The organism is Streptomyces sp. NPDC097619, assembly GCF_040302735.1.
Classification (GTDB): Bacteria; Actinomycetota; Actinomycetes; order Streptomycetales; family Streptomycetaceae; genus Streptomyces.
Genome location: NZ_JBEOSD010000033.1, coordinates 15,856 through 39,310, shown reverse-complemented (window position 1 = coordinate 39,310; position 23,455 = coordinate 15,856). Strand labels below are relative to the sequence as shown.

The following is a 23,455-nucleotide window of genomic DNA, read 5'->3' as shown; positions in this document are numbered from 1 at the left end:
GCCGCCGTCTCACCATTGAAGAGCGTGGACCGAACGATCGGTCGGGAGCCCCCGGCGGTGATCGGAACACAGCGGGACCACAGCGGACAGAGCGGACCGACAGGAAGCGGCAGGGGGCCAGGATGACGGCAGTGACCCAGGACGCGGTGGCCGGACGGGTGCCGGACCCGGCGCTCGTCGCGGCCTTCGACGCGGCCGTGGCGGCCGACGAGCGCGTGGAGCCCCGGGACTGGATGCCCGAGGAGTACCGCGCCACCCTGGTCCGCCAGATGGCCCAACACGCCCACTCCGAGATCATCGGCATGCAGCCCGAGGCCAACTGGATCACCCGGGCGCCCTCGCTGCGCCGCAAGGCCATCCTGATGGCCAAGGTCCAGGACGAGGCGGGCCACGGCCTGTACCTCTACAGCGCCGCCGAGACCCTCGGCACCAGCCGCGACGAGCTCCTCGACAAGCTCCACTCGGGGAAGCAGAAGTACTCCTCGATCTTCAACTACCCCACCCTGACCTGGGCCGATGTCGGCGCCATCGGGTGGCTGGTGGACGGCGCGGCGATCACCAACCAGGTCCCGATCTGCCGCTGCTCGTACGGGCCCTACGCCCGCGCCATGGTCCGCATCTGCAAGGAGGAGTCATTCCACCAGCGGCAGGGCTTCGAGCTGCTGATGGCCCTCTCGAAGGGCACCGAGGCCCAGCACGCCATGGCCCAGGACGCCGTGGACCGCTGGTGGTGGCCCTCGCTGATGATGTTCGGCCCGCCGGACGACGAATCGGCGCACTCGGCGCAGTCCATGGCCTGGAAGATCAAGCGCCACTCCAACGACGAACTGCGCCAGCGGTTCGTGGACATCGCGGTACCCCAGGCCGAGGCCCTCGGCCTGACCCTCCCCGACCCGCACCTGAAGTGGAACGAGGAGCACGGCCGGCACGACTTCGGTCCGATCGACTGGACCGAGTTCTGGGAGGTCATCAAGGGCAACGGTCCCTGCAACGAGCAGCGGATCGGACAGCGCCGCAGGGCCCACGAAGAGGGCGCCTGGGTGAGGGAAGCGGCGGCCGAGTACGCCCGCAAGCACGGAGGGGTGAAGGCATGAGCCAGTCGACGTGGCCGCTGTGGGAGGTGTTCGTCCGCTCCCGGCGGGGCCTGTCCCACACGCACGCGGGAAGCCTGCACGCCCCCGACGCCGAGATGGCCCTGCGCAACGCCCGGGACCTCTACACCCGCCGCAGCGAGGGCGTCTCCCTGTGGGTGGTGCCCTCCGCGGCGATCACCGCCTCCTCCCCCGACGAGCGGGACCCCTTCTTCGACCCCGCCGCCGACAAGCCCTACCGGCACCCCACCTTCTACGAGATCCCCGAGGGGGTGCGGCACCTGTGACCACCACCGTGAACACCGCCGCCCTCGCCCTGGGCGACGACGCCCTCGTCCTCGCCCAGCGGCTCGGCGAGTGGGCCGGGCACGCCCCCGTGCTGGAAGAGGAGGTGGCCCTGGCCAACATCGCCCTGGACCTCCTCGGTCAGGCCCGCGTCCTGCTCTCCCTCGCGGGGGACGAGGACGCCCTCGCCTTCCTCCGCGAGGAGCGGGAGTTCCGCAACGTCCAGCTGGTCGAGCAGCCCAACGGCGACTTCGCCCACACCATCGCCCGCCAGCTCTACTTCTCCGTGTACCAGCACCTGCTGCACCGCGAGCTGGCCGCAGGTGACGGCCCCTTCGCCCCGCTGGCCGCCAAGGCGGTCAAGGAGACCGACTACCACCGCGACCACGCCGAGCAGTGGACCCTGCGCCTCGGCGACGGCACCGCCGAGAGCTCCCGCCGCATGCAGGCCGGCCTCGACGCCCTGTGGAAGTTCACCGGGGAGCTGTTCCGGCCGGTGGAGGGCGTGGCCGTGGACACCGAGGCCCTGGAGCGGGACTGGCTCGCCGCCGTCACCGCCGTCGTCGAGAAGGCCGGGCTCACCCTGCCCACCGGCCCCCGCACCGGGGCCTGGGCCGCCGGCGCGGGCCGCGAGGGCCTGCACACCGAGTCCTTCGGCCGGATGCTCGCCGAGATGCAGCACCTGCACCGCAGCCACCCGGGGGCGACGTGGTGACCGCCACCCGCCTCGAAGAGGAGCTGGCCGCCCTCGCGGGCTCCGTGCCCGACCCGGAGCTGCCCGTCCTCAGCCTCACCGAGCTCGGCGTGCTCCGCGGGGTCCACATGCGCGGCCCCGGCCACGCCGAGGTCGAGCTGACCCCCACCTACACCGGCTGCCCCGCCATCGAGGCCATGGCCGCCGACATCGAGCGGGTCCTCCAGGACCACGGCATCCCGCAGGTCACGGTCCGCACCGTGCTCTCCCCGGCCTGGTCCACCGACGACATCACCACCGAAGGGCGCCGCAAGCTCGCCGAGTTCGGCATCGCCCCGCCCCGCCCGCACGCCGCCGGCGGACCGGTCCCGCTGTCGCTGTCGGTGCGCTGCCCGCACTGCGGATCCACCGAGACCGAGCTGCTCAGCCGGTTCTCCTCCACCGCCTGCAAGGCACTGCGGCGCTGCGTCTCCTGCCGCGAACCGTTCGACCACTTCAAGGAGCTGTAGATGGCTGCGGTCCGCCACGGCGCGTTCCACCCGCTGACGGTGGCGGCGGTCGACCGGCTCACCGAGGACGCGGTGGCCCTCACCTTCACGGTGCCCGCGGAGCTCCGGGCCGCCTACCGGCACGCCCCCGGCCAGCACCTCACCCTGCGCACCGACCGGGACGGCACCGAGGTCCGGCGCACCTACTCGATCTGCTCGGCCGCCCCGGGCCCCGAGGGCCCGACCGCCCTGCGGGTCGGGGTCCGGCTCGTGGAGGGCGGCGCCTTCTCCACCTACGCCCACAAGGAGATCGCCGCCGGGGACGTCCTGGACGTGATGGTCCCCGCCGGGCGCTTCGTCCTGGAGCCCCGCCCCGGCCACTTCGCGGCGATCGCCGGCGGCAGCGGCATCACCCCGGTGCTCTCCATCGCGGCCACCCTGCTCGCCGCCGAGCCCACCGCCCGGTTCTGCCTGGTCCGCACCGACCGCACGGCCTCCTCGGTGATGTTCCTGGACGAGGTCGCCGACCTGAAGGACCGCTACCCGGAGCGCTTCCAGCTGGTCACGGTCCTCTCCCGGGAGGAGCAGGAGGCCGGACTGCCCTCCGGCCGGCTCGACGAGGAGCGGCTGACGGCCCTGCTGCCCGCGCTGCTCCCGGAGGGTTCGGTGGACTCGGTGGACGGCTGGTTCCTGTGCGGCCCGTACGGGCTCGTGCAGGGCGCCGAGCGGGCCCTGCGGGGCCTGGGCGTGGACCGCGCCCGGATCCACGAGGAGATCTTCCACGTGGCCGACGAGGCCGCCCCCGCCCCGCCCCCGGGCCTGGCCGCCGCCGAGCACAGCCGGGTCACCGCCCGCCTCGACGGCCGCTCCGGCACCTGGCCGGTGCAAGCGGGCGAGTCGCTGCTGGAGACGGTCCTGCGCAACCGCGCCGACGCCCCCTATGCCTGCAAGGGCGGGGTGTGCGGCACCTGCCGGGCCTTCGTGGTCCAGGGCGAGGTCCGGATGGACCGCAACTTCGCCCTGGAAGAGGAGGAGACCGAGGCCGGCTTCGTCCTGGCCTGCCAGTCCCACCCCCTCACCGACACCGTGGAGCTCGACTTCGACCGCTGACCGCCCCGGGGCCGTCCGACGACGGCCCCGGGCTCCGGGCCCCCCGCGCACCCGCCTCCCGCGCCGACCCGCGCACCCTCCGGGCCCGCCCGGCAGCGCGCCTTCCCCCGCCCCGCAGGGGTCCGTCCCGAGGCTCACCCCGTGGGCGCCCTGGGCAATTACAGGAACGTGTTCTATCTTGACCTGCCGTCAGATCGGACGGATTTCCGGTGCGCGCGGGAGGACAGGCAGTGGACTTCACCTTCACCGAGGAACAGCTGGCGGCCGTCGAGGCGGCCCGGGCGGTGTTCGCGGACGTGGCCCCGGACGGCGTCCCCAGCCCCGCCCTGACCCCCGGCGCCGTCGCCGAGGACTTCGACCGGCCCCTGTGGGCCCGGCTGGCCGGGGCCGACCTGATCGGCCTCGTCCTGCCCACGGAACACGGCGGTTCGGGGCTCGACACCGTCGCCCTCTGCCTGCTGCTGCGCGAATCCGCCAAGGTCCTGGCCCGCGTCCCGCTGCTGGAGCACTGCGCCACCGCGATGGCCGTACACAGCCACGGCACGCCCGAACTGGCCGCCGCCCTGCTGCCCGCCGCCGCCCGCGGCGAACAGGTCCTCACCGTCGCCGCCCACGGCCGCTCCGGTCACGAACCCGCCGAACGCGCCGTCACCGCCCGCCCCCACGGCGGGGAGTTGGTCCTGGACGGCCTCCAGACCGCCGTGCCCTGGGCCCACACCGCCGACCTGATCGCCGTCCCGGCCCACACCGCCGACGGGGACTCCCTGGTGGCCCTCGTCCCCCGTGGAGCCCCCGGACTGACCTTCGCCGAGCAGTACTCCACCAGCGGGGAACTGCTGGCCGAACTCACCCTGGACGGCCTGCGCGTCCCCGCGGAGCGGGCCCTCACCGCCCCCGGCGCCTGGGAACGGCTACACGGTCTGCTCGCCACCGGCACCTGCGCCCTGGCCCTCGGGCTCGGCGAAGGGGTCCTCACGATGACCAGTCAGTACACCAGCAAGCGCGAGCAGTTCGGGCACCCCGTGGCCACCTTCCAGGCGGTGGCCGTGCAGGCCGCCGACCGCTACATCGACCTCCGCGCCATGGAGGTGGTGCTCTGGCAGGCGGCCTGGCGCCTGGACACCGGCGCGGGCGGCCCGCTGCCCGCCGACGCCGACATCGCGGTGGCGAAGATCTGGGCCTCCGACGGGGTCCGCCGGGTGGTGCAGACCGCCCAGCACCTGCACGGCGGCTTCGGCGCCGACACCGACTACCCGCTGCACCGTTACCACGCCAGGGCCAAGCAGCTGGAGCTCGACCTCGGCCCGGCCGCCGCCCACGAGGAGGCCCTCGGCGACCTGCTCGCCGCCCACCCCCTCTCCTGACGGCTCCGGACACGGCTCCGGCCGGCCCCCACCCGCGGCGAACGCGGGGAGCGGGGACCGGCCGGAGCGGGTACGACGCCGCCGACGGAACGACGGCGGTGAGGCCGCGGCGAGGCGGCGGGGGCTCAGAGCACGTAGGCGGGGCTGCCGTCGTCGGTGACCATCGGACGCTTGGCGTACTCCCACGCCTGCATCCCGCCGTCGATGTTCACCGCGTCGACGCCGTGCTGGAGCAGGTACTGCGTGACCTGGGCGGACCGGCCGCCGACCCGGCACATCACGTGCACGCGGCGGCCGTCCTCGGCCGCCTCGGTCAGCTCGCCGAAGCGGGCGACGAACCCGCTCATCGGCAGGTGCAACGCGCCCTCGACGTGCCCGGCCGCCCACTCGTCGTCCTCCCGGACGTCGAGGATGAAACCGTCGGCGGGGACGGCGGCGGCGTCCACCGAGGGCAGCGGACCGAAGTTCATGGGGGGCCTTCTCTCCATCGAGACCGAACACAACGGGCAGGTGGGACGAACCTATCCGACGCCGTCGCCCGCGAGGGTCGCGAGTTCGGACTCCTTCTCGGCCACCTGGGCGAGCAACTGCTCGGCGATCTCCTCCAGCAGCCGGTCCGGGTCCTCCGGAGCCATCCGCAGCATCGACCCGATCGCGCTGTCCTCCAGCTCCGCGGCCACCACCGTCAACAGCTCCTTGCGGCGGGCCAGCCACTCCAGCCGCGCGTACAGCTCCTCGGCCTCGGTGAGCGCCGGGGGCTCGGCGGGACCGGCCGCCCACTCCTCGGCCAGCTCGCGCAGCTCCGCCTCGTCCCCGCGCGCGTAGGCGGCGTTCACCCGCACGATGAAGGCGTCCCGCAGCTGCCGGTCCGCGTCCTCCCGGGCCAGGTCGGGATGGGCGCGCCGGACGAGCTCCCGGTACAGCCGCCGGGCCTCGTCGGAGGGCCGGACCCGCTCCGGGGGCCGGACGGAGCGCCCGGTCAGCATCGACTCGGCGTCGTCGGAGATCCCGTCCGAGTCCAGCCAGTCCCCGAAGAGCTCCTCCACCCCGGGCATCGGCATCACCAGCGACCGGGCCTCGCGGGCCCGCCGCAGGTCCTCCGGGTCCCCGGTGCGGGCGGCCCGCGCCTCCGCGATCCGCGCGTCCAGCTCGTCGAGCCGCGTGTACATCGGGCCGAGCTTCTGGTGGTGCAGCCGGGAGAAGTTCTCGACCTCCACGCGGAAGGTCTCCACGGCGATCTCGAACTCGATCAGCGCCCGCTCGGCGGCGAGCACCGCCCGCGCCAGCCGCGCCTCGGGCGACCCCTCGGGGGCGTCACCCCCGGCGGCGGCGGCCTCGGGTGCCGGACCGTCCTGCGGGACCTCGTCCTGAGGGGCAGCCCCTCCAGCGTTCTCCTGACTCACCCGTCCACCCTAGGCCGGCGGCGGGCCGGACCGGCAGGCCCGCCCGCGACGCCCCCGACCCTGACCCGGCCCGGACCCGGCCCGCGCGCGGGTCCACCCCCGGCCCGCCCCCGGCACAGCACGGGGGACCACCCCCGGCCGGCATCCGCTCAGACGCCGGTCTCCGCCGCGATCAGCCCGTTGCGGACCGCCGCGGTCAGCTCCTCGTGGTCCGCCTCCGTCCGGTCCGCGTAGGCCACCGCGAAGGTCGCGACCGCCTCGTCGAGCTCCTCGTTCTTCCCGCAGTAGCCCGCGATCCGCCGCGGGTCCGCGCTGTGCGCGTGCGCCCGGGCCAGCAGGGCCCCGGTCATCCGCCCGTAGTCGTCGAGCTGCTCCGCGCTCAGCGCCGCCGGGTCCACGCTGCCCTTGCGGTTGCGGAACTGGCGCACCTGGAAGGGCCGCCCCTCCACGGTGGTCCAGCCCAGCAGCAGGTCGGAGACCACCTGCATGCTCTTCTGCCCGGCCACCACCCGCTGCCCCTCGTGCCGGACCGGAGCCGGCGCGAAGCCGACCGCGCGCAGGTGCGGCAGCAGCACCGAGGGCCGCGCCTCCTTCACCTGGAGCACCAGCGGCTCCCCCCGGTGGTCCAGCAGCAGCACCACGTACGAGCGGGTGCCCACGCTGCCGGTGCCCACCACGCGGAAGGCCACGTCGTGGATGGCGTACCGGGCCAGCAACGGCCGCCGGTCGGGCTGCACGGTCTCCAGGTACGGGCCCAGGGCGGCGGCCACCGCGGCGGCCTCCCCGTCACCGACCCGGCGCAGCACCGGCAGGGCGTCCACGAACCGGCGGCCCCCGTCCACGGCCTCCGTGGACTTCGCGGCGAACCGGGCGCTGGTGTTGTTCCGCGCCTTCTCCATCACCTGCCCCAGCAGCCCCACCAGGTCCTTGGCATCGGTGTGCGAGACCAGCCGCTCGTCCGCGATCGCGTTCCAGGCGTCGGCCACCGGCAGCTTCGCGAGCAGCCGCATGGTCCGCCGGTAGGCGCCCACCGCGTCACGGGCCGCGTCACGGCAGCGGTCCTCGTCCGTGCCCGCCACCCGGCCCGCGAGCACCAGGGAGGCAGCCAGCCGCTTCAGGTCCCACTCCCAGGGTCCGTACGCGGTCTCGTCGAAGTCGTTGAGGTCGATCACCAAGCCGCCGCGGGCGTCGCCGTACAGCCCGAAGTTCGCGGCGTGCGCGTCCCCGCACAGCTGGGCCCCGATCCCGGTGAGCGCGGTCCCCTCCAGGTCGTGGGCCATCAGCCCGGCCGCGCCCCGCAGGAAGGCGAAGGGGTTCGCGGCCATCCGACCCACCCGGATCGGGGTCAGCTCCGGGACCCGGCCCGCGTTGGACTCGACCACGGCCCGGACGGCCCCCGGCCGCGAGGCCGACGTCGCCGGCAGCGCGTGCGCGGAACGCGGCACCCGCTCCCGCAGGGCCTTGCCCTCGTCCCGGGGCGCGCCCTGCGCCCGTGCCGGCCCGAACCCGGCCACCTGAGGTATCCGCGTCACCATCGCCCGCCCCCGCCCTCTCGCTCATCCGACAGGCCGCGACGGTACCGCGCCCGCCCGGAGCGGCCGCCCGCGGGGAGGCACGACGAGGCCCTCGGCGCCCCCGCCGGGATCCTGGGGCCCCGCGGGCCCGGAGGACGCCCGCGGCGGCCACGCGAGGCCGCCGAGCGCGCCCTCCCGGGGAGACGCCCCCGGACCGGCTCCGCTACAGCCCCGCGTCCCGGGCCATCAGCGCGGCCTGCACGCGGTTCTCGCACTCCAGCTTGGCGAGGATCCGGGAGACGTACGTCTTCACGGTGGCCTCGCTCATGTGCAGCCGCCGCCCCGCCTCCGCGTTGGACAGGCCCTCGCCCAGCAGGGCCAGCACCCCGCGCTCCCGCTCGCCGAGCCCGGCCACCCGGCGCCGGGCCTCCGCCGTGCGGTCCGGGACCGCGCCGGTGCCGACGGCCCCCGCGGCCAGCTGGTCCACCACGTGCCGGGTGGCCGCCGGGGACAGATAGGCGTCCCCGGCGGCGGCCGCCCGGACCGCCCCGATCAGCTCGGCCGGGGCGGAGTCCTTCAGGAGGAAGCCGGCTCCGCCCGAGGACAGCGCCCGCAGCACGTTCTCCTTCTCCCCGAAGGTGGTCAGCACCAGGGCCCGCGCCCCGGGCACCGCCCGCCGCAGCTCCGCCAGGGCCGTCAGCCCGTCCATCACCGGCATCTGGATGTCCAACAGCACCACGTCCGGGGCGTGCGCCCGCGCCAGCTCGACGGCCTCGCGGCCGTTCGCCGCCTCCGCGACCACCTCGATCCCGGGGTCCGAGGTGAGGATCATCCGGATCCCGGCCCTGATCAACGGCTCGTCGTCGGCGATCACCACCCTGACCACACCGCTCACCACGCCGCTCCCGCCCTTCTCCACCGCCGGACCGCCCGGTCCGGCACTACCGCTCGGCCTCGTACGCGTCCTTGGCGATCAGCTTGCCGTCCTTGAAGCAGAACCGGAAAACCGGCTCCGCGTCGAGCTCCCCGCTGCCCTCCGAGGAGAGCAGCACCAGGCACCGGGAGCCGGCCGGTCGCTTCGGACCGCCGTCCGCCAGCCCCTGCGTCGCGAGGCCGCCGCCCTCCGGCAGCCCCGCCCGGACCTCCTGCTCGGACTGCCCGATCCGGACGGCGTCGTACTCGTCCCGCCCGATCATCGACTCCTGCGCGCTGCCGATCACCATGAACAGCAGCACCCCCATGCCGACGAGCAGCAGCATCCCGGCCGCCGCCGCGACCCCGCAGCCCAGGGCCAGCCCCCGGAACCGGCCGCGGCCCGCCACCTCCCGGTCCACGGCCGCCCAGTCCACCGGGGCGGCCCCGGTGCCCGGTGCGGCCGGCCACACGGCCTGCTGGCCGAAGTCGTCGACGGCCGCCACCGGCTCCACCACCGGACCGGCCTGCTCGGCCCCGTAGGGCAGCACTCCCGCGACGCGGAAGCCGCCGTCCGGCACGGGCCCCGCGTGCACCATCCCGCCGACCAGCCGGGCCCGTTCCCGCAGGCCCGTCAGGCCCTGTCCGCCGCTGACCACCTCGCCCGGCCCGGGCCCCGCGGCCGGGCCGTTGGCGATCTCCACGACCAGCGAGTCCTCCTCGTAGCGCAGCTCGACCCGGATCGGGGCGCCCGGCGCGTGCTTGTAGGCGTTGGTCAGCGCCTCCTGCACGATCCGGTACGCCGCGTGGTCGCAGGCCGCCGCGAGCGGGCGCTCCGTGCCACTGCGGGCCAGCGCCACCTCGGTGCCGGCGGACCGCGCGGCGGCCACCACCCCCTCGATGCCCGCCACCCCGCGGGCCGCGGGCCCGCCGTCCTCCCCGGCGGTCGGGGCCTCGACCCCGTCGCGCAGGATCCCGACCACCTCGCGAAGTTCGTGCATGGCCGCCACGGAGGCGTTCCGCAGCACCCCGACCGCCTCCCGCTGACGGTCGGTCAGGGCCGGGTCCACCTCCAGGGCCCCGGTGTGCACCGAGATCAGCGCGAGCTGGTGGCCGAGGCTGTCGTGCATGTCCTGGGCGATCCGCTGCCGCTCCCGCAGCCGGGCCTGGCCCGCCACCATGGCCCGCTCGCGCAGCAACTGGCCGTTGCGCTCCTGGAGGGCGTGCAGGAGGGTCCGGCGCTGGCCCCAGTACCGGCCGGTGAGTCCGGGCAGCACCGTGGTCGCCAGGAAGAACAGCACCGAGAAGAAGATCACCTGGAGCGGGCGGAGGGTGAAGCCCTCGGCCACCAGCGACGTCACCACGCTGCACGCGAAGGCCACCGTGAACCAGGCCAGCACCCGCCCCAGCCCGACCACCCTGCGGCCGGCGGTCCAGCCCGCGAGCATGGTCAGCGGGGCCATCCCGGCCAGGAAGCCGCTCAGCGCGCAGGACGCGACCAGCACCCCGCCGGGCAGGCGCCGCCGCAGCAGCGACAGCACGGCCACCGCCGCCCCGGAGAGCGCGACCTGCCAGTCCGGCTCCCGGAGCAGGTCCTCGATACCGGCGGCCAGCAGACCGAGCACCACGGCGAGCACGGCCTCGCCCGCGATCCGGCGCCGGGGCCACGGATCGGGGCCGGCCAGCCAGCGCAGCGCCCGCAGTGCCTTCTCCTTCACATCCACGCCCGAAACCCTAGGGACCGGCGCCCCCGGAATCGTCCCCCTTTGGTCGCGCGGCGCCCCGACGAAAGTCGCGCGGAGCATCCCGGGAGCCCCGTCCGCACCGCGCCCCCGGCTCCGCTCCGGGGCCCCGGTCCACCCCAAGTGACCTGCCTCACAAGATCGATGGGCCTCGCGACGGCCGGACCGGCAGGCCGCGTGAAGGAGTTCACAGCGGACGCTCCGGGCACACGAAGAAGCCCCGCGGATCTGTGATCCGCGGGGCTTCCGCTGTGGGCGAGGGGGGATTTGAACCCCCACGTCCCGAAGGACACTGGCACCTGAAGCCAGCGCGTCTGCCGTTCCGCCACTCGCCCGAGTAGCTACCGGGGTCTTTCCCTTGCGGGCCGTTCCCCTGGCGACATCGGAACATTAGCACGTCGGAGGGGGTGGAATCACATCGCTTCCGCCGGCCCCCCGCGAGGACCCCCCGCGGCCCCCCGCGTCCGGCCGCCGCCCCGTCCGCACGGCCCGCCGCGGGGCGCGGACCCGGCCGCATGCCGGCCACAGCGGGCGGGCATCCGCACGGCGGGGACGGCGGTCCGCTCCCGTCGTCCCCGCCGGGTGCGGGACACTGGCCCGGGGCCGCATCTACGATCCCTTGTGAGGGGCAACACTCGTCTGCCGGACAGATAAGGGGAACCAGCCGATTTCCCCACGCGTGGATACGATCAGTAAGCAGTACCAGGGCGACAACGACGGAGGAGGTGCCCCATGGGAGTCCTGAAGCGTTTCGAGCAGCGACTCGAAGGTCTGGTGAACGGCACCTTCGCCAAGGTCTTCAAGTCCGAGGTCCAGCCGGTCGAGATCGCGGGCGCGCTGCAGCGCGAGTGCGACAACAACGCGACGATCTGGAACCGCGAGCGGACCGTCGTCCCCAACGACTTCATCGTGGAACTGAGCGCGGGCGACTACGAACGCCTGAGCCCGTACTCCGGCCAGCTCGGCGACGAGCTCGCCGGGCTCGTCCGCGACTACGCCAAGCAGCAGCGCTACACCTTCATGGGCCCCATCAAGGTGGCCCTGGAGAAGGCCGATGACCTCGACACCGGTCTGTACCGGGTGCGCAGCCGCACCCTGGCCTCCTCCACCTCGCAGCCGCAGGCCGAACAGGACCGGGGCGGACAGCAGCCCGGCGGGTACGGATACCCGCCCGTGGGCGCCCCCCCGATGCCCCCGGGCCCGCCGCCCGGCGGCGGCCAGCGGCGCCCGGGCCCCGGCGGCCCGGCCCCCGTACCCGGAGGCGGCGCGGTCACGCGCCGCTGGATCGAGATCAACGGCACCCGCCATCAGATCTCCCGCCCGACTCTCGTGCTGGGCCGCAGCACGGAAGCCGACGTGCGGATCGACGACCCCGGCGTCTCCCGCCGGCACTGTGAGATCCGGACCGGAACGCCCTCGACGATCCAGGATCTCGGGTCCACCAACGGCATCGTGGTGGACGGGCAGCACACCACCCGCGCTACGCTCCGCGACGGCTCGCGGATCGTCGTGGGCAGCACCACCATCATTTACCGGCAAGCCGAAGGGTGAAGCGGGGGCAATGTCAGAGCTGACCCTGACGGTCATGCGGTTGGGTTTCCTGGCCGTTCTGTGGCTGTTCGTCATCGTGGCCGTCCAGGTCATCCGTAGCGACCTCTTCGGGACGCGGGTGACCCAGCGGGGCTCGCGCCGCGGCGGCGGGGACACCCGCGCGCAGACCCAGGGAGGCGGCGGCGGAGGCCGTCCCGCACCGCCCCAGCAGCGGCAGCGCCGCGGGGCCCCCACCAAGCTCGTGGTCTCCGAGGGCACGCTCACCGGCACCACGGTCGCCCTCCAGGGGCAGACCATCACGCTGGGCCGCGCCCACGACTCCACGATCGTGCTGGACGACGACTACGCCTCCAGCCGGCATGCCAGGATCTACCCCGACCGCGACGGCAACTGGATCGTCGAGGACCTCGGGTCCACCAACGGCACGTATCTCGACCGGGCCCGGCTGACCGTCGCGACACCCATTCCGCTGGGCGCCCCGATCCGCATCGGCAAGACCGTCATCGAGCTGCGGAAGTAGTACGAGAATGAGCGAGCGGAGCGAGCGAGCCGCGGCGGTCCCGACAGCGGACCAGAGCGCGCTCCCGACCGGAGGGTGGGCAGGGTGCATCGAGACCGGTTGTACCCGGAGGCGTCGTCGACTGGGCAGGTGCGCATGAGTCTGTCCCTGCGGTTCGCCGCCGGTTCGCACAAGGGCATGATCCGCGAGGGCAACGAGGACTCCGGCTACGCCGGTCCCCGGCTCCTCGCGATCGCCGACGGCATGGGCGGCCAGGCCGCCGGTGAGGTCGCCTCCTCCGAGGTCATCTCCACCCTCGTCCAGCTCGACGACGACATCCCGGGCTCGGACCTCCTCACCTCCCTCGCCTCGGCCGTGCAGCGGGCCAACGACCAGCTGCGCGTGATGGTCGAGGAGGACCCCCACCTGGAGGGCATGGGCACCACGCTCACCGCCCTGCTGTGGACGGGCCAGCGGCTCGGACTGGTGCACGTCGGGGACTCCCGGGCGTACCTGCTCCGCGACGGCGTCCTCACCCAGATCACCCAGGACCACACCTGGGTGCAGCGGCTGGTGGACGAGGGCCGGATCACCGAGGAAGAGGCCACCACCCACCCGCAGCGCTCCCTCCTGATGCGCGCGCTCGGCAGCGGGGACCACGTCGAACCCGACCTGTCGATCCGCGAGGTGCGCCCCGGGGACCGCTACCTGATCTGTTCCGACGGGCTGTCCGGGGTGGTCTCGCACCAGACCCTGGAGGAGACCCTCGCCGGGTACCACGGCCCGCACGAGACGGTGCAGGCGCTGATCCAGCTCGCCCTGCGCGGCGGCGGCCCCGACAACATCACCTGCATCGTCGCGGACGTCCTCGACAACGACAACGGCGACACCCTCGCCGCCCAGTTCACCGACACCCCCGTGGTGGTCGGCGCGGTCGCGGAGAACCAGCACCAGCTGTTCGACGGCGGCGGCGCCATGCAGACCCCCGCCGGCCGCGCCTCCGGCCTCGGCCGCCAGGCACCCCCGCCGCCGGCCCCCGGCTTCGGCCCGCCCGGCAGCGGCGAGGCCCCCGGCTACGGGGCCGCGCCGGACGCCTACGGCTACGGCGAGTACGGCGACCACGAAGGCTTCGACGACGAGGACGAGTTCGCCCCGCGGACCGGCCGCAAGTGGCTCAAGCGCTCCCTGATCCTGCTGCTCGCCTGCGGCGTCGTCGGCGGCGGCCTGTACGGCGGCTGGCGCTGGACCCAGGGCCAGTACTACGTCGGCGCGCAGGACCAGCACGTGGCCCTGTTCCGCGGCATCAGCCAGGACCTGGCCTGGATCAAGCTCTCGAAGGTCGACGAGGACCACCCCGAGATCGAACTGAAGTACCTGCCCGACTTCAAGCGGAAGCAGGTCCAGGAGACGATCAGCGCGGGCGACCGGGAGAAGGCCCTGGAGAAGATCCGGGAGCTGGGCACCCAGGTGTCCGCCTGCAAGAAGCAGGAAGAGCGGCGCAAGGCCGAGGAGACGGCCAAGCCCCCGCAGCAGGACGGCACCACCGGCACCACCGGTGCGACTCCGCCGCCCGTCCCGAAGCCCAGTCCGGGGCCCACCCTCACCGAGGACGAGCAGAAGCTCGCCGTGCAGTGCAGCAAGCAGTGAGACCCGGCGCAGTATCGCCACGCGGGCACAGGGGGCCTGCCACACCATGAGCGTTGTCACGAACACGACCACCATCGGAGCCATCGAGCTGCCGAGCCGGCGCAACACCGAGCTCCTGCTCCTCGCCTTCGCGGTGGTCATCCCGATCTTCGCCTACGCCAACGTGGGCCTGGCCATCAACGGCAAACTGCCCCCGGGCATGCTGATGTACGGCCTGGGCCTCGGGCTCCTCGCGGGCATCGGGCACCTCGTCGTCCGCCGGTACGCCAAGTACGCCGACCCCCTGCTGCTCCCGCTGGCCACCCTGCTCAACGGGCTCGGCCTGGTGCTGATCTGGCGCCTGGACCAGTCCGAGCGGCTCCAGAACCTCGCCAAGCGCGCCTTCGGCGGCTTCTCGCCCTCGGCCCCCAACCAGCTCTTCTACACGGCCGTCGGCATCGCCCTGTTCGTGGCGGTCCTGCTGCTGCTGAAGGACCACCGCACCCTCCAGCGGTTCACGTACATCTCCATGGCCGCCGCCCTGGTGCTGCTGATCCTGCCGATGGTCCCGGGCCTCGGCGCGAACGTCTTCGGCGCCAAGATCTGGATCAGCGTGGCCGGGTTCTCCATCCAGCCCGGTGAGTTCGCCAAGATCGTGATCGCGGTGTTCTTCGCCGGCTACCTCATGGTCAAGCGCGACGCCCTGGCCCTGGCCTCCCGCCGCTTCATGGGGCTTTACCTGCCGCGCGGCCGCGACCTCGGCCCGATCCTGATGATCTGGGCGATGAGCCTGCTCATCCTGATCTTCGAGAACGACCTCGGCACCTCGCTGCTGTTCTTCGGCATGTTCGTGATCATGCTGTACGTGGCCACCGAGCGGACCAGCTGGATCGTCATCGGCCTGCTGATGTCGGTGGGCGGCGCCGTGGTCGTGGCCTCCTTCGCCAGCCACGTGCAGGCCCGCGTCAACGCCTGGCTGGACCCCTTCGGCTGCTACACCACCTCCGGGGCCTGCGAGCAGGTCGGCCAGTCGATCATGTCCTTCGGTTCCGGCGGGGTGCTCGGCGCCGGCTGGGGCCAGGGCAACTCCGACCTGATCGGCTTCGCCGCCAACTCCGACTTCATCTTCGCCACCGTCGGCGAGGAGCTCGGCCTCACCGGCGTCATGGCCTTCCTGCTGCTCTACGGCCTGATCATCGAGCGCGGCGCGCGCACCGCCCTGGCGGCCCGCGACCCCTTCGGCAAGCTCTTCGCCATCGGGCTCTCCGGCGCCTTCGCCATCCAGATCTTCGTGGTCGCGGGCGGGGTCATGGGCCTCATCCCGCTCACCGGCATGACGATGCCCTTCCTGGCCTCCGGCGGCTCCTCGATCATCGCCAACTGGGCCCTGATCGGCATCCTGATCCGGATCAGCGACACCGCGCGGCGCCCCGCCCCGGCTCCCGCCCCGTCCCCCGACGCCGAGATGACCCAGGTGGTCCGTCCGTCATGAACAAGCCCCTGCGCCGCATCTCGATCTTCTGCGGGCTGCTCGTCCTCGCCCTGATGATCCGGACCAACTGGCTCCAGTACGTCCAGGCCGACGACCTCAGCACCCGCAAGGAGAACCGTCGGGTCGCCATCGCCCAGTACGCCACCGAGCGCGGCAACATCATCGTGGGCGGCAAGCCGATCACCGGCTCGGTCGAGACCGACGGCAGCGACTACAAGTACAAGCGCACCTACATCGACGGACCCATGTGGGCCCCCGTCACCGGCTTCGCCTCCCAGGCCTTCGGCTCCACCCAGCTGGAGAAGCTGGAGGACGGCATCCTCACCGGCAACGACGACCGGCTCTTCTTCGACCGCACCATCGGCATGTTCACCGGCGAGCAGAAGGCCGGCGGCAACGTCGTCACCACCCTGATGCCCGCCGCGCAGAAGGCCGCCTTCAAGGGCCTGGGCTCCAACAAGGGCGCCGTGGTGGCCCTGGACCCGCGCACCGGCGCCATCCTGGCCCTGGCCAGCGCCCCCTCCTACGACCCCTCCGTCTTCGCGGGCAACTCCAAGTCCGACGAGAAGGCGTGGGTGGCCCTCAAGGACAGCAAGAACAAGGAGCTGGTCAACCGCGCCCTGCGCGAGACCTACCCGCCGGGCTCCACCTTCAAGGTGGTCACCGCGGCCGCCGCCCTGGAGCACGAGGTCGTCACGGACGTCGACGCCCCCACCGACACCCCCGAGCCGTACATCCTGCCCGGCACCCAGACCCGCCTGATCAACCAGCACGGCGGCTGCGAGAAGGCCAGCCTCAACGAGGCGCTGCGGGTCTCCTGCAACTCGGTCTTCGCCAACATGGGCCACAAGGTGGGCCGGGACAAGATGGTCGAGACGGCCGAGAAGTTCGGCTTCAACGACCCCGAGATCGACACCCCGGTCCGCGCCTTCGCCAGCGTCTACGACAAGACGATGAGCCCCGACGGCAACGCCCAGTCGGCGATCGGCCAGTTCAACACCGCGGCCACCCCCCTCCAGATGGCCATGGTCGCCGCGGCGGTCGCCAACGACGGCAAGCTGATGAAGCCGTACATGGTCGACCAGCTCACCGCCCCGAACCTGGACGAGCTGGAGCGCACCGAGCCCAAGGAGATGAGCCGCCCGCTCACCCCGGAGAACGCCCAGAAGCTCCAGAAGATGATGGTCGAGGTCGTCGAGAAGGGCACCGGCACCAACGCGCGGATCGACGGGGCGACCGTCGGCGGCAAGACCGGCACCGCCCAGCACGGCGAGAAGAACAAGAAGCGCCCCTACGCCTGGTTCATCTCCTACGCCAAGACCGACAAGGGCTCGGTCGCGGTGGCGGTGGTCATCGAGGACAGCGGCGCGACCCGCGAGGACATCAGCGGTGGCGGCCTGGCCGCCCCCGTGGCCAAGGCCGTGATGGAAGCGGCCCTGAAGGCCCAGGGCTGACCCGAGGAGCTGATCCCGTGCGCCGCCGGCCCCGTGACGGAGCTCACGCTCCCCGGGCCCGGCGGCGCACGGTACCGGTCCGGTATCAGCCTGCGGTCACGGACGGCAGACACACACCAGCCCGGTAGCCTTTGCGCGAACAGCACACCGCCGGACCACACACGGGTGCGGTCGGGACTGACGGAGAGGGCTGGAACGTTATGGAAGAGCCGCGTCGCCTCGGCGGCCGGTACGAGCTGGGCTCGGTGCTCGGCCGTGGTGGCATGGCCGAGGTCTACCTCGGGCACGACATCCGGCTCGGCCGGACCGTCGCCGTGAAGACGCTCCGGGCCGACCTCGCCCGCGACCCGTCCTTCCAGGCCCGGTTCCGCCGCGAGGCCCAGTCCGCCGCCTCGTTGAACCACCCGGCGATCGTCGCGGTCTACGACACCGGCGAGGACTACGTCGACAACATCTCCATCCCGTACATCGTGATGGAGTACGTGGACGGCTCCACCCTGCGCGAGCTGCTGCACTCCGGCCGGAGGCTGCTGCCCGAGCGGACCCTGGAGATGACCACCGGCATCCTCCAGGCGCTGGAGTACTCGCACCGGGCCGGGATCGTCCACCGCGACATCAAGCCCGCCAACGTCATGCTGACCCGCACCGGTCAGGTCAAGGTCATGGACTTCGGCATCGCGCGCGCCATGGGCGACGCGGGCATGACCATGACGCAGACCGCGGCCGTGATCGGCACCGCCCAGTACCTCTCCCCGGAGCAGGCCAAGGGCGAGACCGTGGACGCCCGCTCCGACCTGTACTCCACCGGCTGCCTGCTCTACGAGCTGCTGACCGTGCGACCGCCGTTCGTCGGCGACTCCCCGGTGGCCGTCGCGTACCAGCACGTGCGCGAGGAACCGCAGCCGCCGAGCAACTTCGACCCCGAGATCACGCCCGAGATGGACGCCATCGTCCTGCGCGCGCTGGTCAAGGACCCCGACTACCGCTACCAGTCCGCCGACGAGATGCGCGCGGACATCGAGGCCTGCCTCGACGGGCAGCCCGTCGCCGCGGCCGCCGCCATGGGCGCGGCCCCCGGCTACGGCTACGACCAGGGCTACGGACACCCGCACGGCGGCCCCGGCTACGACCAGCCGACCACCGCCCTGCGCCAGGCCGAGCCGGGCCAGACCTCGATGATGCCGCCCATGTCCCCCGGCGACGGCGGCTACCCGCCCCCGCACGGCTACGACGACGGCGGTCGCGCGGGCCGCCGCCAGAAGAAGGGCCGGGCCTCCACGGTCCTGCTCGTGGCGGCCGCGGTGCTGGTGCTGATCGGCGCGATCCTCATCGGCCGGGCCCTCACCAGCAAGACCGACAACACCTTCGCCGCCCCCAACCTCGTCGGCACCACCTTCGAGCAGGCGGTGAAGAACGGCGACAACGCCGGGGTGAAGGTGGCCAAGGCCAAGGAAGAGCCCTGCGAGGACCAGCCCAAGGGCAGCGTCTGCAGCCAGGACCCGACCGCGGGCACCGACGTCTCCCGGGGCGACACCATCAACGTGGTCGTCTCCACGGGCGCCCCGAAGGTGCTCGTCCCCGACGTGCTGAACGTCTCCTTCGACGAGGCCGAGAAGACCCTGAAGGACAAGGGCTTCCAGGTCGTCCGGAAGAACAAGGAGTCGGAGCGCACCTCGGGCACCGTCCTCGACCAGGACCCGGCGGGCAGCACCTCCGTGCAGAAGGGCTCCACGGTGACCCTGACGGTCGCCAAGGAGGCCGCGAAGTCGGACGTGCCCGACCTCAAGGGCAAGAACATCGACGAGGCCAGGAAGGCCCTGGAGGACGCCGACCTCCAGCTCGGCAGCACCACCGAGGTGGACTCCGGCGAGAAGGCGGGCACGGTCGTCGGCCAGAGCCTCAACCCGGGCGACAAGGTCGCCCCCGGCTCCACGGTCAACGTCCAGATCGCCAAGGCGGCCCAGCAGGTCCAGGTCCCGCAGCTCTTCAACAAGACCGTGGGCGAGGCGAAGCAGATCCTCCAGCAGAGCAACCTGAGCTTCGGCGCGGTGCTCTCCGGCCCCGCCGAGGACAGCGCCATCATCCTCACCACGGACCCGGGCGCCGGCCAGCCGGTGGCCCCCGGCACGGTGGTCAACGTGAACACGGTCCAGGGCCAGCAGGACGGCGGCAACAACGGTGACAACCGGGGCGGAGGCGGCTTCCTGGAGGGCCTCCGCGGCGGCCGCGACTGACGCTGACGCCCGAACCGACGCTGACGGCCGAGGGGCCCGGCTCCCCCAGGGGAACCGGGCCCCTCGGCGTTGCCTCCGCCGTCCGGGCGCGAGCCACCCGCGGGCCGCGCAGGACGCCCGGGCCGAGGGCACGACAAGCCCCGCCGGCGTTTGAGGCGCGGGGGTCCGGGGGCGGAGCCCCCGAAAGGGGTCCGGGGGCGGAGCCCCGGTTCGGGAAGGGGCGGGGTGGGGTGGGGAGGAGGCCCCGGCGCAGCGGCACCCCGGCCCCCACGGGCACTCACCCCCGCACGACCTCCCACCCCGCCCCCACGGGCACACCCCCGGCCCCCCACACGACCCCGGCCTCCCCCCGCACCGCCGCGACCAGCTCGGCCCCCCGCGGCCCCGCCCCCCGCTCCACGCCCCGCTCCAACCCCCGGAACAGGGCCTCCAGCGCCCGGTGCGCCCGCGTCGCGGCACACGCGTGCGGCCGTACGAACCACAGGTCGAGCCCCGCCCCGGCTCCGGCCCCGGCCCCGGTCCCGGCTCCGAAGGGCACCGTCCCCAGCCCGCTCTCCCCGGGCACGAGCACGGGCCCCCGGCCCCCCGCGGCCCGCGCCAGCTCCGGACACCGGTGCGGGGCGGCGAGCACCACGGAGACGGTCCCCCCGTCCTCACCGTCACCCTCACCCGCCCCGGCAGGAGCCCCGCCCCCCGGTGCCGGTACCGGCACCGGCACCAGCCCCGCCGCCGCGGCCCGCTCCGCCACCTCCCGGGCCGGCCCCTGCCACGGCGGCTCCGCGTCGTGGAGGATCCGTACCCGCCGCGCCCCCAGCCCCGCCGCCGCTTCGACCGCCGCGCGGGCCGCCCCGGCCCCGTCGGGGGCCCAACTGAGCACCCCGGCAAGGCCCTCGGCCCCCGCCCCGGGCCGTACGAAGGGCAGCAGACAGGGCAGCCCCGCCGCGGCGTAGCGGGGGACGGCCCGCTCCGCCCCGGCGGGGTCGGCGTGCCCGACGACGGCCGCGTACCCACCCCCCGACACGTCCGCGACCTCCCCCCTGGTCTCGTCGTGCACCCGCCAGTCCGCGACCTCGGGCCGGGTCGCCCGCAGGGCTTCCAACCGGCCGAGGAGCACCGCTCCCCAGGCGGCCCGGGGTCCCGTGAGTGGGGCGACCACGGCGACCTTCGGGAGCAGCCCGGCCATCGGGTCAGCCCCAGATGAAGGAGAAGGGCGAGACGCCCGTGACCGGCGGCGGCGGCGCCTGGGTGGTGCCGAAGGCCGGCGGGCCGTCGGCGAGGGCGGCGGGGGCGGGCGCCAGCAGGAGGACGGCGGCGGCCGCCCCCGCCGGCACGGTCCGGAGGGACGCGCGGAGGACTCCTGACGCACGGAGGACGGCTGACGCACGAGCGGTGGCGGACACGGAAGGGACCCCCCAAGGATCGGTACCGAACGGTGCGCGGCCTCCCCGACCGCGTCCTGACCAGCATGTTCCCGGCGGTGGCACGGCGGGAAGCGGTGCCGACTGTCCGCACCCGGTCATGGCCGGGTGCGGACAGGAGACGGCGCCGTCTCACGGATGGTCCGCATGTCGGACGGTTCTGGCCCCCCCGTGGACCCCTTCCTACAGTGGCCGTCCGGGACCGCGGGGGACGGTCCCCCAGCACGCGGGAGGCACGGGGTGGACGCACGGACCAGGGCCCAGGAGCTCTACCGGATCGCCCTCGACGACGCCGCCTGGCGGCCGGACGCCGTCACCGGGTCCCACGGCTGGAGCGACACCGAGTTCGCGGAGGCGCTGCGGCTGCTGCAACGGCTGGGCCTGTTCAGCCCGGCCCCGGAGAGCCGGAACGGCTGGACCGCCCTGGCCCCCGACACCGCCCTGCGGAACCTGCTCCTGGCCGAGGAGGAACACACCGAGGCCCTGCTGGGATCGGTGCGGCGGACCCGCTCGGCCCTGGCCCAGGTGGTCGCGGACTTCCAGCCGGTGCACGCCCGCGAGCTGTCCGCCGTCCGGATGGAGGTGGTCCGGGGTGCCGCCAACGTCTCGGCGGCCCTGGAGGACGCCTGCCGGCGTGTGGAGCACGAGGTGCTCTCCCTGCATCCCGGGCGCGCGCTGCCCGCCGGGATGGTGGAGGCCGGACTGGAGCGGGACAGGCTGGCCCTGGGGCGCGGGGTGCGGATCCGTACCGTGCACCTGTCCTCGGCGGCGGCCGTCCCGCACATGGCGGGCTACCTGCGGCGGCTGGGCGCCGCGGGGGCGCAGGTGCGGACGGCGCACACCCTGCCGCTGCGGCTGATCGTGGTGGACGACTCCCTGGCGATCGTGCCCGCTCCGCAGGCCGTGGAGGGGGAGATCGCGGCGGTGGTGCTGCGCGGCGAGACGCTGGTCGGAGTGCTGCGCGGGATCTTCGAGCACTGCTGGGCCGGGGCGGCCGTCCTGGGCGAGACGGGGGCCTCAGCGCCGCGGGCCGCCGCCGGGGACGACTGGCAGCCCACCGGACGCCACCGGGAGCTGCTGCGCATGCTGGAGGGCGGACTGACGGACGAGGCGATGGCCCGCAAGCTCGGGGTGTCCGAGCGCACGGTCCGCCGGCTCGTCTCCGAGCTCACCGAACGGCTGGGCGCGGCCAGCCGGTTCCAGGCGGGGGTCTGCGCCGTCCGTCTCGGCTGGCTGGACGACTGAGCGGAGGCCGGAGGGGGCGTCGGCGGGGAGCTCCGGGGGCCGGCCGGCCGGGGTCCCTCCGGTCGCGTCCCAGCCGGAGTCCGGTACCGACTCCGGCGCCGCGTTCCGCCCCGCCCCGCCCCGCCCGGCCCCGCGCGTACCGGCTTCGGCGGGCCCGGCGGGCCGAGCGGGGCCCACAGCGGCCCCGGCACGGCCCGTGGCGGCCTCCGACGCCGCCTCCGGCACCCCGGCCGCCCCTTGCGGTCTTCCCCGCCCCTCCGGCCCCCCAGCGGGCTCCTGGCCCTCCCGGCCCTCCCGCTCCCGCCGTCCCTCCTGGCCGGCCGGGGCCCCCGCGGCGACCGGCGGAACGGGAACGTCGGTCGGCACGGCGGGGCGGACGGCGGGGACGGTCATCGGGGTTCCTCCGGTGGGGCCTGGACACGGCACAGGAGGAGAGGGTGCCCCGGCGGCGGGCCCCGCGGAAGGCGTCCCGGGCGTCCCCTCCCGGACATGTCCGGTCCCGGAAACCCGCAGGCCGGAGCCGGTGCGGTGGGAAAGACCCGGCCGGAGGGACCCGGGAAGGGCCGGGCTCAGCGCAGTTCGGCGGGCGGGGTGCGGTCGGCGTCGACCTTCTCGGTGCGGACCAGCTCCGCCCACACGATGTAGCGGTACTTCGAGGTGTAGACGGGGGTGCAGGTGGTCAGCGTGAGGTACCGGCCCGGCCCGCTCACCCCGGCCTCGCGGGGCACGGGGTCGAGGACGGCGGTGTTGTACTTGGAGGTCTCGGTGAGTCGGGCGAAGACCTTGTAGACGTACCAGGTGTCGCGGGTCTCGAAGACCACCGGATCACCGTCGCGGAGCCGGTGGATGCCGTGGAAGCGGGCCCCGTGGCCGTCGCGGTGCGCGGCGAGGGAGAAGTTGCCCTGCCGGTCCCAGGGCAGCGCGGACTTCACCGGCTCGGTGTAGTAGCCGGCGACGCCGTCGTTGAGGACTTCGGGGGTGGTGCCGCGCTTGACCAGGATCTCGGCGGCGGACATGGCGGGGGCGTGCAGGAAGCCGATGCCGTCGCGGGTGTCGAGGGCGCCGGGTCCGGCCGCCGGCGGGGCGGCCTTCCACACCTGGCGGACGGCGTCGCCGCGTTCGGCCGCGGTCCGGTCCGCGAGGACGTTGGTCCACCACAGCGAGTACACGACGAAGAGGCCGAGCAACAGCCCGGCGGTGATGAGCAGTTCCCCGGTGAAGGCCAGGACGGCGGCGAGCCGGTTCCGCCTCGGTGCTCCCATCACTCCCGTCACTCCCGTCCCGCTCCCGTCACGCCCGCTCCGTCCACCGATCCACCGTGCCGTCCCACCCG

The 23,455-nt window shown here is 74.0% G+C and carries 21 protein-coding genes and 1 tRNA gene; 13 read left to right on the top strand and 9 right to left on the bottom strand.

Features of this window, described 5'->3' with window-relative positions; translation table 11 throughout:
• Window positions 1–122: 122 nt before the first annotated feature.
• From paaA to ABTZ17_RS12255, 6 genes are all read left to right on the top strand, one after another.
• Complete coding sequence (gene paaA, locus ABTZ17_RS12280; protein WP_352195495.1) at window positions 123–1,094, top strand: 1,2-phenylacetyl-CoA epoxidase subunit PaaA; 972 nt, start codon at window positions 123–125, stop codon at window positions 1,092–1,094.
• Window positions 1,091–1,378, top strand: a complete 288-nt coding sequence (gene paaB, locus ABTZ17_RS12275; protein ID WP_352195494.1) for a 1,2-phenylacetyl-CoA epoxidase subunit PaaB — start codon at window positions 1,091–1,093, stop codon at window positions 1,376–1,378. Before paaA ends, paaB begins: the two co-directional genes overlap by 4 nt.
• The gene (gene paaC / locus ABTZ17_RS12270; RefSeq protein ID WP_352195493.1) at window positions 1,375–2,091 is read left to right on the top strand and encodes a 1,2-phenylacetyl-CoA epoxidase subunit PaaC; all 717 of its coding nucleotides are present in this window, start codon (window positions 1,375–1,377) and stop codon (window positions 2,089–2,091) included. The genes paaB and paaC overlap by 4 nt, the downstream gene beginning before the upstream one ends.
• Entirely contained in the window at window positions 2,085–2,579 is a 495-nt protein-coding gene (gene paaD, locus ABTZ17_RS12265; RefSeq protein WP_352195492.1) for a 1,2-phenylacetyl-CoA epoxidase subunit PaaD, read from the top strand. Before paaC ends, paaD begins: the two co-directional genes overlap by 7 nt.
• The gene (gene paaE / locus ABTZ17_RS12260) at window positions 2,580–3,668 is read left to right on the top strand and encodes a 1,2-phenylacetyl-CoA epoxidase subunit PaaE (protein WP_352195491.1); all 1,089 of its coding nucleotides are present in this window, start codon (window positions 2,580–2,582) and stop codon (window positions 3,666–3,668) included.
• Window positions 3,669–3,898: 230 nt separating this feature from the next.
• Entirely contained in the window at window positions 3,899–5,032 is a 1,134-nt protein-coding gene (locus tag ABTZ17_RS12255; RefSeq protein ID WP_352195490.1) for an acyl-CoA dehydrogenase family protein, read from the top strand.
• A 125-nt stretch (window positions 5,033–5,157) separates the two neighbouring features.
• On the opposite strand, the gene ABTZ17_RS12250 is transcribed toward ABTZ17_RS12255, so the two are convergent.
• From ABTZ17_RS12250 to ABTZ17_RS12225, 6 genes are all read right to left on the bottom strand, one after another.
• Window positions 5,158–5,502 carry a rhodanese-like domain-containing protein gene (locus tag ABTZ17_RS12250; RefSeq protein WP_352195489.1) on the bottom strand — a complete coding sequence of 115 codons (345 nt, stop codon included), beginning with the start codon at window positions 5,500–5,502 and terminating at the stop codon, window positions 5,158–5,160.
• 51 nt (window positions 5,503–5,553) lie between these two features.
• Window positions 5,554–6,435 (bottom strand): hypothetical protein, encoded by an 882-nt coding sequence (locus tag ABTZ17_RS12245; RefSeq protein ID WP_352195488.1) that lies wholly within the window; start codon window positions 6,433–6,435, stop codon window positions 5,554–5,556.
• Between the two features lie 149 nt (window positions 6,436–6,584).
• Window positions 6,585–7,970 carry a DUF2252 domain-containing protein gene (locus ABTZ17_RS12240; protein ID WP_352195487.1) on the bottom strand — a complete coding sequence of 462 codons (1,386 nt, stop codon included), beginning with the start codon at window positions 7,968–7,970 and terminating at the stop codon, window positions 6,585–6,587.
• A 202-nt stretch (window positions 7,971–8,172) separates the two neighbouring features.
• Window positions 8,173–8,835 carry a response regulator gene (locus ABTZ17_RS12235; RefSeq protein ID WP_352195513.1) on the bottom strand — a complete coding sequence of 221 codons (663 nt, stop codon included), beginning with the start codon at window positions 8,833–8,835 and terminating at the stop codon, window positions 8,173–8,175.
• A gap of 55 nt (window positions 8,836–8,890) precedes the next feature.
• A complete protein-coding gene (locus ABTZ17_RS12230; protein ID WP_352195486.1) occupies window positions 8,891–10,585 on the bottom strand; it encodes a sensor histidine kinase in 1,695 nt (564 codons plus the stop codon).
• A gap of 270 nt (window positions 10,586–10,855) precedes the next feature.
• Window positions 10,856–10,938: transfer RNA gene (locus tag ABTZ17_RS12225), tRNA-Leu, on the bottom strand.
• A gap of 397 nt (window positions 10,939–11,335) precedes the next feature.
• Here ABTZ17_RS12225 and ABTZ17_RS12220 point away from each other — a divergent pair.
• The 6 genes from ABTZ17_RS12220 (at window position 11,336) to pknB (ending at window position 19,459) form a co-directional block, all read left to right on the top strand.
• The gene (locus tag ABTZ17_RS12220; RefSeq protein ID WP_352195485.1) at window positions 11,336–12,154 is read left to right on the top strand and encodes an FHA domain-containing protein; all 819 of its coding nucleotides are present in this window, start codon (window positions 11,336–11,338) and stop codon (window positions 12,152–12,154) included.
• 10 nt (window positions 12,155–12,164) lie between these two features.
• Window positions 12,165–12,674, top strand: a complete 510-nt coding sequence (locus ABTZ17_RS12215; protein ID WP_352195484.1) for an FHA domain-containing protein FhaB/FipA — start codon at window positions 12,165–12,167, stop codon at window positions 12,672–12,674.
• Window positions 12,675–12,809: 135 nt separating this feature from the next.
• Entirely contained in the window at window positions 12,810–14,300 is a 1,491-nt protein-coding gene (locus tag ABTZ17_RS12210) for a PP2C family protein-serine/threonine phosphatase (RefSeq protein ID WP_352195512.1), read from the top strand.
• 46 nt (window positions 14,301–14,346) lie between these two features.
• On the top strand, window positions 14,347–15,771 hold the full coding sequence (locus ABTZ17_RS12205; RefSeq protein WP_352195483.1) for an FtsW/RodA/SpoVE family cell cycle protein: 1,425 nt from the start codon (window positions 14,347–14,349) through the stop codon (window positions 15,769–15,771).
• A complete protein-coding gene (locus tag ABTZ17_RS12200) occupies window positions 15,768–17,225 on the top strand; it encodes a peptidoglycan D,D-transpeptidase FtsI family protein (protein ID WP_352195482.1) in 1,458 nt (485 codons plus the stop codon). Before ABTZ17_RS12205 ends, ABTZ17_RS12200 begins: the two co-directional genes overlap by 4 nt.
• Before the next feature lie 200 nt (window positions 17,226–17,425).
• The gene (gene pknB / locus ABTZ17_RS12195; RefSeq protein ID WP_352195481.1) at window positions 17,426–19,459 is read left to right on the top strand and encodes a Stk1 family PASTA domain-containing Ser/Thr kinase; all 2,034 of its coding nucleotides are present in this window, start codon (window positions 17,426–17,428) and stop codon (window positions 19,457–19,459) included.
• A gap of 277 nt (window positions 19,460–19,736) precedes the next feature.
• Here pknB and ABTZ17_RS12190 read toward each other — a convergent pair whose 3' ends face one another.
• Window positions 19,737–20,642: a hypothetical protein gene (locus ABTZ17_RS12190; RefSeq protein WP_352195480.1), complete on the bottom strand. Its 906-nt coding sequence runs from the start codon at window positions 20,640–20,642 to the stop codon at window positions 19,737–19,739.
• Window positions 20,643–20,646: 4 nt separating this feature from the next.
• Window positions 20,647–20,790, bottom strand: coding sequence for a hypothetical protein (locus tag ABTZ17_RS12185; protein WP_352195479.1), 144 nt, complete (start codon window positions 20,788–20,790; stop codon window positions 20,647–20,649).
• A gap of 327 nt (window positions 20,791–21,117) precedes the next feature.
• Here ABTZ17_RS12185 and ABTZ17_RS12180 point away from each other — a divergent pair, with 327 nt between their 5' ends.
• Complete coding sequence (locus ABTZ17_RS12180; RefSeq protein ID WP_352195478.1) at window positions 21,118–22,122, top strand: LuxR C-terminal-related transcriptional regulator; 1,005 nt, start codon at window positions 21,118–21,120, stop codon at window positions 22,120–22,122.
• Between the two features lie 569 nt (window positions 22,123–22,691).
• Here ABTZ17_RS12180 and ABTZ17_RS12175 read toward each other — a convergent pair.
• Window positions 22,692–23,384 (bottom strand): class E sortase, encoded by a 693-nt coding sequence (locus tag ABTZ17_RS12175; protein ID WP_352195477.1) that lies wholly within the window; start codon window positions 23,382–23,384, stop codon window positions 22,692–22,694.
• Window positions 23,385–23,455: the final 71 nt, after the last annotated feature.